Below are 12,318 nucleotides of genomic sequence, written 5' to 3' on the forward strand. Positions count from 1 at the left end.
GGAACGACACACGGATGAACCCCCAGCGATGGCTCTTTGACGCCGCAACTCCTGCCACTTCAAAGGCAGGCAACAACTCCGCAACGGCAGCCGCATGACGGGCGCCATAAAGCTTCAGCCGGCCGCCGGAGTGGTCACTGCGTTCAGCGCCGCCGAAACCCGCGCCATGGAGGATGCCCTCCAGGCGGCACTAAAAGGCCCCCGCGGCGCGAATCCCCTGGTGGGCGCCGTCGTCGTAGGTCCTGATGGCCGGCAGCTTGTCGCCGGCTACCACCGCGGCGCCGGCACCCCACACGCCGAGGCCGACGCAATTGCCCAGGCCGCCGCCGTCGGCCTGGATCTTTCCGGGTGCACCATGGTGGTCACGCTGGAACCCTGCAATCACGTAGGCCGCACGGGGCCATGCACGGAAGCGATCATCGACGCCGGGATCGCGGACGTGGTCTATGCCGTGGACGACCCCCACGACCCCGCTGCGGGGGGCGCGGCAACACTGCGCACAGCCGGCGTACGGGTCCGCAGCGGCCTGGGCGCCGACGAAGCCCTGGACTTGAACCGCCAGTGGTTTGAGGCCGTGGCAGCCAGGCGGCCGTTCGTCACCCTCCACATCGCGCAGACCCTTGATGCCCGCATCGCCGCCGAGGACGGCACCAGCCAGTGGATCTCCAGCCCGGAGTCCCTGGCGGACAACCACGGAATCCGCAGCCGCATCGACGCCATCCTGGTGGGCACCCAGACCGTGCTGGTGGACAACCCGCGGCTAACCGCCCGGGACGCCTCCGGCAACCCTGCGCCCAAGCAGCCGGTTCGTGCGGTCATGGGGCTTCGCGAAGTTCCGGACGAAGCCGCAATCCACGGCGATGACGGCCTGGCCGTCCACCTCCCCACCCGCGACCCCCACGAAGCGTTGTCCATGCTGTACTCGTCCGGCATCCGGCACGTCATGGTGGAGGGCGGATCACGGATCCTGAGCTCCTTCCTGTCGGCGGGCCTGGTCGACGAACTCATCGTGTACCTCGCCCCCACCCTGCTGGGATCCGGCACCCCCGCGCTGAACGGGCTGGGCATCACCAGCCTTCCCGACGCCCAGCACTGGGAATGGGACGCGTCCGACGGCGGCGCGGTGCGCACGCTGGGCCGGGACCTAAGGCTTCACCTCAGACCGCAACGGAAAGTTGCACTCGACCACCCACCAATCCGCGGTACTGCGGAGCAAGCCCAGGGAGGCTACTGATGTTCACCGGAATTATTGCCGAGCAGGGGCGGGTGCTGTCCGTGGAGCGCGACGGAAACACCAGCGCCACCGTCCGGCTGCACGCGCCCGCCTCCACCGAAGGTCTGCCACTTGGCGGCTCCATTGCCGTGAACGGCGTCTGCCTCACTGCGACCGCCATTGACGGCAAGGATTTCAGCGTGGACGTCATGGGGGAGACCCTGGTCCGGAGCACCATCGGCGAGCTCGCTGCCGGTGCTTCGGTCAACCTGGAGCGCTGCGTTCCCGCAGGCGGCCGCCTGGACGGCCACGTGGTGCAGGGCCATGTGGACGGGGTGGGTGTCCTGCTGGAACGGGAACCGCAGGGCAACTGGGAGCGGCTGCGCTTCGGCGTTCCCGCCAACCTGGCCCGGTACATTGCCGAGAAAGGCTCCATCGCCATCGATGGCGTCTCCCTCACGGTGACGGCCGTGAGCCCGGCCGCCGAGCAGGAACCCTGGTTCGAAGTGGGCCTGATCCCCACCACGCTTGCCGAAACCGGCCTGGGCACCAAGACCACCGGGAGCCGGGTGAACCTGGAAGTCGACGTCCTGGCCAAGTACACCGAACGGCTGCTTGCCTTCCGCGACGCCGCGGCACCGGCCGGTAGCGGCGAGGCCGCCATCGCGGGAGGTGCACGGTGAACGCCGCAGTACGCCTGGAACCCGCCGTGGCCAGTGCCCCTGCTGCCAGCAAGCCGGTGTCAGGCAACCCAGTGTCCGGCAACCCGGTGTCCGGCGGAGCGCCTTCCGCAGCCACTAGGGGACTGGACTCCATCGGGGACGCAGTGCGGGCCATGGCCGCCGGCCGTCCCGTGCTGGTGGTCGACAACGAGGACCGCGAAAACGAAGGCGACATCATCTTCGCCGCCCAGCACGCCACACCGGCCCTGATGGGCTGGACCATCCGGTACAGCTCCGGCGTGATCTGCGTCCCGCTGACCGGGGACCGCGCCGATGCACTGGCGCTGCCTCCCATGACGGCCGTCAACGAGGACGCGAAAGGCACCGCCTACACCGTCTCCTGTGACGCGGCCATCGGTGTCAGCACGGGAATCTCCGCCACGGACCGGGCCCTGACCGCCCGCATCCTGGCGGACCCGCAGGCCGGTCCGGCATCCGTGACCCGGCCGGGGCATATTTTCCCGCTCCGTGCAGTTGACGGAGGTGTGCGGGAACGCCAGGGCCACACCGAGGCCGCGGTGGACCTGTGCCGCCTGGCAGGCCTTGAGCCGGTCGGGGTGATCGCGGAAGTGGTGTACGACGACGGCGAAATGATGCGCCTGGACGGACTTCGTTCGTTCGCAGCGGAACATGGGTGCCCCCTCATCTCCATCGAGGACCTCGTGGCGTATCTTGAAGCCGGGGCCGGGGGAGCCCCGGATAAGGATGCCCGGGCAATCCCGGGTGAAGAGAAGGAGAAACGATGACGGCAGCGGCAGCCAGCGACGACAGCCAGCACAACGGTCACCGGAAGTCCCACGCTGTGCCCGGCGAAGCGCCCCATCCCGTCAGCGGAGGGCCGGTGGTGCAGCTTCCGACCGCATTCGGCGACTTTGTGGCGCAGGCGTGGACGGACCTCGTGACCGGTGTGGAACACCTGGCCGTCAGTTCCCCCAATGCTCCCACCGACGGAAAAGCTCCCCTGGTCCGGCTGCATTCCGAGTGCCTCACCGGGGATGTCTTTGGTTCCTACCGGTGCGACTGCGGGGAGCAACTTGCCTTCGCGCTGGAACTCATCCGGGACAACGGCGGTACCCTGCTTTACCTTCGTGGGCAGGAGGGCCGCGGCATTGGCCTGGCCAACAAGATCAAGGCTTACGCGCTGCAGGAGGCGGGCTTTGACACCGTTGAGGCCAACGAGCAGCTGGGCCTGCCGGTGGATGCCCGCTGCTACAAGGCTGCGGCCCAGATCCTCGCGGAAATGGGGCTGCACGAGGTACGGCTGCTGAGCAACAACCCGGACAAGCAGAACAGGCTGGCCATGGCCGGGGTGAGGGTGGTGGAAATGGTTCCCACCGAGGTGCCGTCCCGCGAACAGAACATCCGCTACCTGCGCACCAAGAAGGACCGCATGGAACACCGGCTGCTGCTGGATACCCAGGTGGTCCCCGTGCCCGTCACGGCCCCGGAAACCCCCTACGACCACGAACAAGACTGACGTCTTCAAAAACGAACGGAACAGAAGAACCCATGAGCGGACACGGCGCCCCCGACATTGACCTCAGCACCCTCAACCCCGCCGAGACGTCGCAGCTGAAGCTGGCGATCATCGCAGCCAGCTGGCACACGCAGATCATGGACGGCCTCCTGGACGGTGCGCTCCGCGCTGCCAAGGACGCCGGGATCGTTGAGCCCACCGTGCTGCGGGTTCCCGGCAGCTTTGAGCTCCCGGTGGCTGCCGCGCGGCTGGCACCGCACTTTGACGCCGTGGTTGCCCTCGGCGTCGTGATCCGGGGCGGAACCCCGCACTTCGATTACGTCTGCCAGGCCGCGACGTCGGGCCTCACCGACGTCAGCGTATCCACGGGCGTGCCGGTGGGCTTCGGTGTGCTCACCTGCGACAACGAACAGCAGGGCCTGGACCGCGCCGGCCTGCCGGGCTCCAAGGAAGACAAGGGCCACGAGGCCGTGACCGCGGCGCTGGCCACCGCCGTCGTCCTCAAGCAGTACCGGAGCTAGGCGGCACCCTGCTGCACGGGTGCGGTGTGTATTCGCTCACATCGCGCCCGTCATGCAACGGCCCGGGAAGCGCCGCTGCGGCCGCAGCAAGTAGGCTGGAGGGCGTGAAGAATTTCGAGACGCTGTTCGCTGAGCTCAGCGAGAAGGCAGCCACCCGCCCGGAAGGCTCCCGCACCGTCGCTGAATTGGAGTCCGGTGTTCACGGCATCGGCAAAAAAGTCGTTGAGGAAGCAGCCGAAGTATGGATGGCTGCCGAATATGAATCCGATGAAGCCGCGGCCGAGGAAATCTCCCAGCTGTTGTACCACCTGCAGGTTCTGATGCTCGCCAAAGGCCTGACCCTGGAAGACGTTTACAAGCATCTGTAGCCACCGGTCCGGCGGACTGCCGCCGGGCTTCCTGTGGCCTGCATTGCCTGAAAACCAAGACCTTCCACCCCAGAAAGAATTTCCCATGCTGCGAGTAGCCGTCCCCAACAAAGGCTCCCTGTCCGAAGCCGCCTCCGCCATGCTCTCCGAGGCTGGATACCGCCAGCGCCGCGACAGCCGCGAACTGGTCATGGTGGACCCGGACAACGACATCGAGTTCTTCTTCCTCCGCCCCCGTGACATCGCCGTCTACGTGGGCCGGGGAACGCTCGACGTCGGCATCACCGGCCGCGACCTGCTTTTGGACGCCGAGGTGGAAGCCGAAGAGCTCCTTCCGCTGGGTTTCGCTGCCTCCACCTTCCGCTTCGCCGGTCCGGTGGGTGATTTCAGCTCGGCTGCCGAGCTGGAAGGAAAGCGCCTGGCCACCAGCTACGACGGCCTGCTGCGCAACTACCTGGCAGAACGGGGCATCAACGCCAAAGTGGTCAGGCTCGACGGGGCAGTTGAATCCTCGGTGCGCCTCGGCGTCGCGGACGCGATCGCTGACGTCGTGGAAACCGGCAACACCCTCAAGGCCGCCGGCATGGAAATCTTCGGCGACCCCATCCTCAAGTCCGAAGCCGTCCTGATCCGCCGGACCGGTGCCGGCGGCGCCGCCAACGGCACGGCCAAGGAGATCGAGGTCCTCATCCGCCGCCTCCAGGGCGTCCTGGTGGCGCGCCAGTACGTGCTGATGGACTACGACATCCGCAAGGAGCTCGTGGAAAAGGCAGCCAGCCTGACTCCCGGCCTCGAATCGCCCACGGTCTCCCCGCTGCGCGATTCCGACTGGGTGGCCGTCCGGTCCATGGTGCCCAAGAAGGAAACCAACCGGATCATGGATGAACTGTACGACCTCGGCGCCAGAGCCATCCTGGTCAGCAGCATCCACGCCTGCCGCATCTGATAACCGGCACCCCAGCACCACCGAATATCCAGGAGTTCCCATGGCAGTAGCAGTTCGCGTCATTCCCTGCCTTGACGTCGACGCCGGACGGGTCGTCAAGGGCGTCAACTTCGAGGGCCTCCGCGATGCCGGCGACCCCGTGGAGCTCGCCCACCGCTACGACAACGCCGGCGCCGACGAACTGACGTTCCTTGACGTCACGGCGTCGTCCGGCAACCGGGAGACCACGTTCGACGTCGTCCGCCGCACCGCAGAGGAAGTCTTCATCCCCCTGACTGTGGGCGGCGGCGTCCGTGGCGTGGCCGAGGTGGACAAGCTCCTGCGCTACGGCGCCGACAAGGCCTCCATCAACACCGCGGCCGTGGCCCGGCCTGACGTCATCGACGAGATCACCCGGCACTTCGGTTCCCAGGTGCTGGTCCTGTCCGTTGACGCCCGCCGCACCCGCCCGGGCTCGCAGCCCACGCCGTCGGGCTTCGAAGTGACCACCCACGGCGGCCGCACCGGCACCGGGATCGACGCCATCGAATGGGCCAGGGAAGCAGCCGACCGCGGCGTGGGCGAAATCCTGCTGAACTCCATCGACGCCGACGGCACCAAGGACGGGTTCGACCTCGAACTCATCAAACTCGTACGGGCCGCCGTCAGGGTTCCCATCATCGCATCGGGGGGAGCGGGCGAGCCCGCGCACTTCCCGCCGGCGGTCGCTGCCGGCGCGGATGCCGTGCTGGCCGCGTCAATCTTCCACTGGGGACCGGACAACATGATGTCCCAGGTCAAGGACGCCATCCGGGAAGCCGGTTTCGAAGTCAGGTAATACAGACCAACGCGCGGTCAGATCACGCCTGGAGGATTGGCCTCTTTGGACACGATCTGGCCGCGCGTTGCTCTTCTAGAGCCCTACTTCGGCTGACTGGAGGAGTGCGACGGCGTCGGGCTGGCCTTCGAAGGTGACCAGGGCATGGCGGGTGCGGCCATGGGCGTGCATCAGCAATTCGCCCGGCTCGCCGACGATCGCCACCGAAACAGGCGCACGCTTGGCGACGTGGCGGGGACCGGATGGGCGGACGAGGACAATGCCGAGGTCCACGCCGCGGTAGAGGATGGCAGCGCGTTTGACCAGTTCGTCCCAGAGTGCGTCCGAGTAGGCTTCGTCCAGCGCTCTGGGAGCCCACCGGTCAACGGCGCGCCGGACGTCCTCCGTGTGCACGAAATACTCGATCAGGTTGGCACTTTCGTCCAGCGCCCTGATGCTCATCGGGGACAGTGCCGGCGGGCCGGCGCGGAAGGTGTTCACCAGCCGGGCGTAGTCCTCGTTGCTGGTGAGCTTGGCCGCCAGCCTGGCGGTGGCCTGGTCGGATGCCTTGGCCAGGCGCTTGATGATCAAGCCAAGCCCGACGGCGGCCTTCCGCTCGCGCAGGTAAAGGTGCGCGGCAAGGTCCCTGGTACGCCAGCCCTTGCACAGCGTGGGCGCATCAGGGCCGGCCGCAAGCAGGGTTTCGGCAAGGACTTCTCGGGACGGTTCGACGAAATGCATCACTTGTGAAACTAGCACGAGTGGTGTGGAGATGGGCAGCACTGCAGCGGGCGGTGGCGTGCCGTTGTTCACAACAGGAGGGCGGCCCCTCGGAGGCACTAGACTTGACCCGATGTCTGAGCAGCCAACCCCCGACCAAACCGCAGGATCCGCCGTGTCCCCGTCCGTGGAATCCGCTCCGCCGGCAAGCGCGCTTCCCCAGGAAGTGGCCGCTGCGCTCAAGCGCGACGGCGCCGGGCTGGTGGCCGCTGTGGTGCAGCAGTACGACACGAACGAAGTCCTGATGCTGGGCTGGATGGATGACGAGGCCCTGCACCGCACCATGACCACCGGCCGGGTGACGTTCTACTCCCGCTCCCGCCAGGAATACTGGCGCAAGGGGGACACGTCCGGCCACGTCCAGTGGGTCAAGTCCGTGGCCATGGACTGCGACGGCGACGCCCTGCTGGTCCGCGTCGACCAGGTGGGTGCCGCCTGCCACACGGGGACCCGCACCTGCTTCGACGGCAGGGCACTCGACGTGGTGGCAGGCCAGGCAAGCTAAGCGGCACACGCTGCCGGCCGCCCTTCCACACGGCGGCGCCACCCCAGCAAAGCACACCCAGGTGCCCGGCAACGCCGGCCCTTTCGAAGAACAGGCGGACAAGCACAGCCATGCAGGACCTCGGAACCATCAGTCCAAGCCTTGAGGAATTCCGGGAACTCGCCGGCCACAGCCGCGTCATTCCCGTCAGGCTCAAGGTCCTCGCCGACGCCGAAACCCCCATCGGCCTGTACCGGAAGCTGGCCCAGGGGCAGCCCGGCACCTTCCTCATGGAATCGGCCGCCGTGGGTGGAGCCTGGTCCCGCTACTCCTTCATCGGCGCCAGGTCCCGCGCCACCCTGACCACCAAGGACGGCCAGGCGCACTGGCTGGGCGAGCCGCCCGCGGGCGTGCCGGTCAGCGGCAGCCCCGTCGATGCCATCCGTGACACCATCGACGCCCTGCGCACGGACCGGTTCGAGGGCCTGCCGCCCTTCACCTCCGGCCTGGTGGGATTCCTCGGCTGGGAAACCGTCCGGCACTGGGAACGGCTGGTCAGCCCGCCGGAGGACGACCTGCAGCTGCCGGAAATGGCGCTGAACCTGGTCACGGACATGGCTGTGCATGACAACGTGGACGGCACGGTCCTGCTCATCGCCAACGCCATCAATTTCGACAACAGCTCCGAGCGCGTGGACGAGGCCTGGCACGACGCCGTGGCCCGGGTCAAGGAACTCCTTGCCAAGATCAGCGCCCCCGTGGTGCAGCCGGTGTCAGTGCTGGCACCGGCAGCGCTGGACTTCGCTTCAAGCGTCCAGGAACGCTGGGACGAGGCCGAGTACCTGGCCGCCCTGGACCGCGGCAAGGAAGCCATCGTGGACGGCGAGGTCTTCCAGGTGGTGATTTCGCGCCGGTTCGAGATGGACTGCCAGGCGTCGGCACTGGACGTGTACCGCGTCCTGCGCAACACCAACCCCAGCCCCTACATGTATATCTTCAGCCTGGCCGACGCCGAGGGCCGGGAGTACTCCATCGTCGGGTCCTCGCCGGAAGCCCTGGTGACGGTCACGGGTGAGGAAGTCATCACCCACCCCATCGCCGGCTCCCGTCCGCGCGGGAAAACCGTCGAAGCGGACAAGGCCCTCGCGGAGGAGCTCCTGGCGGACCAGAAGGAACGCGCCGAGCACCTGATGCTGGTGGACCTGTCCCGCAACGATCTCTCCAAGGTCTGCGTGGCCGGCACCGTGGACGTCACCCAGTTCATGGAGGTGGAGCGCTTCAGCCACATCATGCACCTGGTGTCCACCGTAGTGGGCCGGCTGGCGCCGCAGGCCAAGGCCTACGACGTCCTGAAAGCCACGTTCCCGGCCGGCACGCTCTCCGGTGCCCCCAAGCCCAGGGCGCTGCGCCTCCTCGATGAGCTGGAACCGCACCGCCGCGGCATCTACGGAGGCGTGGTGGGCTACCTCGACTTCGCAGGGGACATGGACATGGCCATCGCCATCAGGTCCGCGCTGATCCGGGAGGGGCGCGCCTACGTCCAGGCCGGCGGTGGCATCGTGGCTGACTCGGTGAACCCCACCGAGGCCATGGAAACCGTCAACAAGGCCGCCGCTCCGCTGCGCGCGGTCCACACCGCCGGGTCGCTCCACAACATTTCCGCGGAATCCCTCCCCGGCGGGACGGATTCGTGATGCCGGATTCGGGAGTGACTGCGGACCCGGCGGGGAAAGCGGGCAAGGCCGGCAAGAGCCGGTCCGTGCCGGTCTGGGCGCGTAAGTCGACCCTGGTGCTGCTGATCGCGCTGGTTGCGCTGGCCGCTTTTGGCACCACCACCCAGACGTGGATGACTGCCACCCTGGACCCCAACCAGGTGGGCCAGGCCGCGGCCACCCAAAGTGCCATCCAGGTGCAGGGCAGCAAGGCCGCCACCACCGTGACGGCCCTGGCCCTGGTGGCCCTCGCTGGAGGCCTCGCAGCGGCCATCGCCGGCAGGATCGCGCGGTGGGTCATCACCGCCATCATCGTCCTTGCCTCAGCCGGCGTGGTCACCGCCGCGGCAACCGTCCTGGCTGACCCGCTCGCGGCGGCGCAGGGAACCATCGCAGGCGCCACGGGGATCTCCGGCAGCCAGGCGCACGTTGACCTGACCCCCTTCCCGGTACTCGCTGTCGTCGCCGGCTGCCTGCTGGCCCTGGCCGGCCTGCTGATCCTGCCCGCGTCCCGTTACTGGAAGACGCGCACCAAATATGACGCGCCGGGCGCTGCGGGGACCGCTGCAGCGGCGGGCCCCGTGGACGAGATCGACAGCTGGGACCGGCTTTCCCGCGGCGAGGACCCCACCTAAGGCCAGCGGCCACCAGGACCGGCATGGGCGTCGAAGCCCTGCCGTACGCGGGTGGCAGCCAAAAAATGGCAGAATGTAAGCAGTATCCATCCTGAGGAGATTTCCATGAGCAAAGCACCTGCGTCCGTTTCCAAGTCAGGCACCCGCACGGTGGCCCCCGGCGCCATTGACCACAGCCAGGAACTGGGCCACGGCAACAGCCCGGCCGCGTGGACCTGTGTCATCGTCATGCTGGTGGGCGCGCTCATCGCAGCCATCGCCTTCGTCATCGCCAGTACCCCCATCTTCATTGGCGGCGCCGTCGTCATGGTCATCGGCCTGATCCTCGGTTACGTCATGCGCAAGGCAGGCTACGGCGTCGAAGGCAGCAAGCTGAAGAACTCCGGCCACTGATGGCGACTGTTCTCGATGACATCAACGCCGGTGTCAGGGAGGATATGGAGGTCAGGAAACGGCTCGTTTCTCTGGCTGAGCTGAAGGACCTGGCCCAAGCCGCGGCACCTGCCCGCGACGCCTGGGCAGCCCTCGGCGGAACCTCCCCAACCCGGGAACAGCTGAAAGTCATCGCCGAAATCAAACGCCGCAGCCCCTCCAAGGGCGATCTCGCCAGCATCGGGGACCCGGCGTCGCTCGCCAGGCAGTACGCCGACGGCGGTGCCTCCGTCATCAGCGTCCTCACCGAACAGCGCCGCTTCAACGGCTCCCTCGCCGACCTCGACGCCGTGCGCGCCGCCGTCGACACCCCGCTGCTGCGCAAGGACTTCACGCTCGACGAGTACCAGATCTGGGAGGCCCGTGCCCACGGCGCAGACCTCATCCTGCTCATCGTGGCCGCACTCTCGGACGCCCAGCTCACCGAGTTCAGCGCCCTCAGCCACGAACTTGGCATGAACGTGCTCGTGGAGACCCACACGCAGGAAGAAATCGAACGGGCCGTCGCGGCCAACGCACGGATTATCGGCGTCAACGTACGCAACCTGAAGACGCTCGACGTCGACCGTTCAGTCTTTGCCTCACTGGCGGGAATGATTCCCGCTGAGGCCGTCGTGGTTGCCGAATCAGGCGTCCGGGACGCCGACGACGTCACGCACTACGCCGCCAGCGGCGCCAACGCGATACTGGTGGGCGAGGCCTTGGTAAGCCACGCCACGCCCCGGGAACGCATCGCAGAGTTCACCGCTGCGGGTGCCGCCGCGATCGCCGCGCGCGGCTGAGGTACGGCACCACCGCCAGACTGCGGGGCCGCCAGCCGCCGGCCCCGCAGGACAGGTACACCCTTCCGGCCACCTGCCGGAGGCGCACACTTTTGACCAAACCGATCGAAGAGGACAGGACTGATGGCTGACGCACCCTCAGGAAACGCTGACAACAACACCGCGGAAGCATTCCTGCAGGACGGATCCCTCCGTCACGCCCCGGGGCCGTACTTCGGCAACTACGGCGGGCGATGGATGCCCGAGTCCCTCATCGCCGCCCTGGACGAACTTGAAGAGACCTTCAACAAGGCCAAGGACGACCCCGATTTCCGCGCGCAGATCGCCGACCTGAACAAGAACTACTCCGGCCGGCCGTCCCTGCTGACCGAAGCCAAGCGGTTCTCCCAGCACGCCGGCGGAGTCCGCATCTTCCTTAAGCGCGAAGACCTCAACCACACGGGTTCGCACAAGATCAACAACGTCCTGGGCCAGGCACTGCTGGCCAAGCGCATGGGCAAGACCCGCATCATCGCCGAGACCGGCGCCGGCCAGCACGGCGTCGCCAGCGCCACCGCTGCGGCCCTGATGGGCCTGGAATGCGTGGTGTACATGGGCGCCGAGGACTGCCGCCGCCAGGCGCTGAACGTCGCCCGGATGGAGCTCCTGGGTGCCAAGGTCGTTCCGGTAACCAGCGGATCCCAGACGCTCAAGGACGCCATCAACGACGCCCTCCGCGACTGGGTGGCCAACGTTGCCAACACCCACTACCTGCTGGGCACCGCCGCCGGGGCCCACCCGTTCCCCGCCATGGTCCGGTACTTCCACGAGGTCATCGGCGAGGAAGCCCGAGCCCAGATCCTTGAGCAGGAGGGACGGCTCCCGGACGCTGTCTGCGCCTGCATCGGCGGCGGCTCCAACGCCATTGGCATTTTCCACGGATTCCTGGATGACCCCAGCGTGAAGATCTACGGCTTCGAGGCCGGCGGCGAGGGCGTGGAGACCGGCCGGCACGCCGCCACCATCACCCTGGGCAAACCCGGTGTGCTCCACGGCGCGCGCTCCTACCTGATGCAGGACGACGACGGGCAGACCATCGAGTCGCACTCCATCTCCGCCGGCCTGGACTACCCGGGCGTCGGCCCCGAGCACTCCCACCTGGCCGACATTGGACGGGTCAGCTACGAGCCCATCACGGACAGCGAAGCCATGGATGCCTTCCGCCTGCTGTGCCGGACCGAGGGCATCATCCCGGCCATCGAGTCCTCCCACGCCCTGGCCGGGGCCATCAAGGTGGGCCAGCGGCTGGCCGCCGAGGACCCGGCGTCCGCTGCCGACAAGATCGTCATCGTCAACCTTTCCGGACGTGGCGACAAGGACGTGGCCACCGCTGCCGAATGGTTTGACCTGTTGGACAAGAATTCCGCCGAATCCGAAATCGGCAAAGAGGGGGAACAGCTGTGAGCAGCGC

At 67.5% G+C, this 12,318-nt stretch carries 15 protein-coding genes; 14 read left to right on the forward strand and 1 reads right to left on the reverse strand.

Going from position 1 to position 12,318, the window contains the following annotated elements:
• The first annotated feature begins 94 nt into the window (after positions 1-94).
• The 8 genes from ribD to hisF all read left to right on the forward strand — a co-directional run bounded on the left by ribD (position 95) and on the right by hisF (position 6,064).
• Positions 95-1,234, forward strand: a complete 1,140-nt coding sequence (gene ribD, locus ACTAQI_RS03730) for a bifunctional diaminohydroxyphosphoribosylaminopyrimidine deaminase/5-amino-6-(5-phosphoribosylamino)uracil reductase RibD (RefSeq protein ID WP_457949656.1) — start codon at positions 95-97, stop codon at positions 1,232-1,234.
• Positions 1,234-1,896 carry a riboflavin synthase gene (locus tag ACTAQI_RS03735; RefSeq protein ID WP_457949657.1) on the forward strand — a complete coding sequence of 221 codons (663 nt, stop codon included), beginning with the start codon at positions 1,234-1,236 and terminating at the stop codon, positions 1,894-1,896. Before ribD ends, ACTAQI_RS03735 begins: the two co-directional genes overlap by 1 nt.
• Positions 1,893-2,681, forward strand: a complete 789-nt coding sequence (ribB, locus tag ACTAQI_RS03740; protein ID WP_457949658.1) for a 3,4-dihydroxy-2-butanone-4-phosphate synthase — start codon at positions 1,893-1,895, stop codon at positions 2,679-2,681. Before ACTAQI_RS03735 ends, ribB begins: the two co-directional genes overlap by 4 nt.
• A complete protein-coding gene (gene ribA, locus ACTAQI_RS03745; RefSeq protein WP_457949659.1) occupies positions 2,678-3,412 on the forward strand; it encodes a GTP cyclohydrolase II in 735 nt (244 codons plus the stop codon). The genes ribB and ribA overlap by 4 nt, the downstream gene beginning before the upstream one ends.
• A 32-nt stretch (positions 3,413-3,444) precedes the next feature.
• Positions 3,445-3,933 (forward strand): 6,7-dimethyl-8-ribityllumazine synthase, encoded by a 489-nt coding sequence (gene ribH / locus ACTAQI_RS03750; protein WP_457949660.1) that lies wholly within the window; start codon positions 3,445-3,447, stop codon positions 3,931-3,933.
• 104 nt (positions 3,934-4,037) lie between these two features.
• Complete coding sequence (locus ACTAQI_RS03755) at positions 4,038-4,301, forward strand: phosphoribosyl-ATP diphosphatase (RefSeq protein ID WP_009358176.1); 264 nt, start codon at positions 4,038-4,040, stop codon at positions 4,299-4,301.
• 85 nt (positions 4,302-4,386) lie between these two features.
• Positions 4,387-5,247 carry an ATP phosphoribosyltransferase gene (gene hisG, locus ACTAQI_RS03760; RefSeq protein WP_457949663.1) on the forward strand — a complete coding sequence of 287 codons (861 nt, stop codon included), beginning with the start codon at positions 4,387-4,389 and terminating at the stop codon, positions 5,245-5,247.
• Positions 5,248-5,287: 40 nt separating this feature from the next.
• Positions 5,288-6,064: an imidazole glycerol phosphate synthase subunit HisF gene (gene hisF / locus ACTAQI_RS03765; protein ID WP_141160745.1), complete on the forward strand. Its 777-nt coding sequence runs from the start codon at positions 5,288-5,290 to the stop codon at positions 6,062-6,064.
• A gap of 75 nt (positions 6,065-6,139) precedes the next feature.
• Here the strand turns inward: hisF and ACTAQI_RS03770 are convergent, their stop codons facing one another.
• Complete coding sequence (locus ACTAQI_RS03770; protein WP_457949664.1) at positions 6,140-6,784, reverse strand: TIGR03085 family metal-binding protein; 645 nt, start codon at positions 6,782-6,784, stop codon at positions 6,140-6,142.
• A gap of 112 nt (positions 6,785-6,896) precedes the next feature.
• On the opposite strand from ACTAQI_RS03770, the gene hisI reads away from it, so the two are divergent.
• The 6 genes from hisI (at position 6,897) to trpB (ending at position 12,311) form a co-directional block, all read left to right on the forward strand.
• The gene (gene hisI, locus ACTAQI_RS03775) at positions 6,897-7,328 is read left to right on the forward strand and encodes a phosphoribosyl-AMP cyclohydrolase (protein WP_457949665.1); all 432 of its coding nucleotides are present in this window, start codon (positions 6,897-6,899) and stop codon (positions 7,326-7,328) included.
• Between the two features lie 110 nt (positions 7,329-7,438).
• Positions 7,439-9,001 carry an anthranilate synthase component I gene (locus ACTAQI_RS03780; protein ID WP_457949666.1) on the forward strand — a complete coding sequence of 521 codons (1,563 nt, stop codon included), beginning with the start codon at positions 7,439-7,441 and terminating at the stop codon, positions 8,999-9,001.
• The gene (locus tag ACTAQI_RS03785) at positions 9,001-9,654 is read left to right on the forward strand and encodes a Trp biosynthesis-associated membrane protein (RefSeq protein WP_457949668.1); all 654 of its coding nucleotides are present in this window, start codon (positions 9,001-9,003) and stop codon (positions 9,652-9,654) included. Before ACTAQI_RS03780 ends, ACTAQI_RS03785 begins: the two co-directional genes overlap by 1 nt.
• A 105-nt stretch (positions 9,655-9,759) precedes the next feature.
• The gene (locus ACTAQI_RS03790) at positions 9,760-10,047 is read left to right on the forward strand and encodes an HGxxPAAW family protein (RefSeq protein WP_056333411.1); all 288 of its coding nucleotides are present in this window, start codon (positions 9,760-9,762) and stop codon (positions 10,045-10,047) included.
• On the forward strand, positions 10,047-10,868 hold the full coding sequence (gene trpC / locus ACTAQI_RS03795; protein ID WP_457949670.1) for an indole-3-glycerol phosphate synthase TrpC: 822 nt from the start codon (positions 10,047-10,049) through the stop codon (positions 10,866-10,868). The genes ACTAQI_RS03790 and trpC overlap by 1 nt, the downstream gene beginning before the upstream one ends.
• Positions 10,869-10,991: 123 nt before the next feature.
• Positions 10,992-12,311, forward strand: coding sequence for a tryptophan synthase subunit beta (gene trpB, locus ACTAQI_RS03800; RefSeq protein ID WP_457949671.1), 1,320 nt, complete (start codon positions 10,992-10,994; stop codon positions 12,309-12,311).
• The last annotated feature ends 7 nt before the right edge of the window (positions 12,312-12,318 follow it).

The sequence above is a fragment of the Pseudarthrobacter sp. alpha12b genome (assembly GCF_054130495.1).

Bases quoted from the DNA above. Each gene is read 5' to 3' on its own strand.
- ribD (WP_457949656.1), top strand. From the start codon at position 95: ATGACGGGCGCCATAAAGCTTCAGCCGGCCGCCGGAGTGGTCACTGCG.
- ACTAQI_RS03735 (WP_457949657.1), top strand. From the start codon at position 1,234: ATGTTCACCGGAATTATTGCCGAGCAGGGGCGGGTGCTGTCCGTGGAG.
- ribA (WP_457949659.1), top strand. From the start codon at position 2,678: ATGACGGCAGCGGCAGCCAGCGACGACAGCCAGCACAACGGTCACCGG.
- ribH (WP_457949660.1), top strand. From the start codon at position 3,445: ATGAGCGGACACGGCGCCCCCGACATTGACCTCAGCACCCTCAACCCC.
- hisG (WP_457949663.1), top strand. From the start codon at position 4,387: ATGCTGCGAGTAGCCGTCCCCAACAAAGGCTCCCTGTCCGAAGCCGCC.
- hisF (WP_141160745.1), top strand. From the start codon at position 5,288: ATGGCAGTAGCAGTTCGCGTCATTCCCTGCCTTGACGTCGACGCCGGA.
- ACTAQI_RS03770 (WP_457949664.1), bottom strand. From the start codon at position 6,784: ATGCATTTCGTCGAACCGTCCCGAGAAGTCCTTGCCGAAACCCTGCTT.
- hisI (WP_457949665.1), top strand. From the start codon at position 6,897: ATGTCTGAGCAGCCAACCCCCGACCAAACCGCAGGATCCGCCGTGTCC.
- ACTAQI_RS03780 (WP_457949666.1), top strand. From the start codon at position 7,439: ATGCAGGACCTCGGAACCATCAGTCCAAGCCTTGAGGAATTCCGGGAA.
- ACTAQI_RS03785 (WP_457949668.1), top strand. From the start codon at position 9,001: ATGCCGGATTCGGGAGTGACTGCGGACCCGGCGGGGAAAGCGGGCAAG.
- ACTAQI_RS03790 (WP_056333411.1), top strand. From the start codon at position 9,760: ATGAGCAAAGCACCTGCGTCCGTTTCCAAGTCAGGCACCCGCACGGTG.
- trpC (WP_457949670.1), top strand. From the start codon at position 10,047: ATGGCGACTGTTCTCGATGACATCAACGCCGGTGTCAGGGAGGATATG.
- trpB (WP_457949671.1), top strand. From the start codon at position 10,992: ATGGCTGACGCACCCTCAGGAAACGCTGACAACAACACCGCGGAAGCA.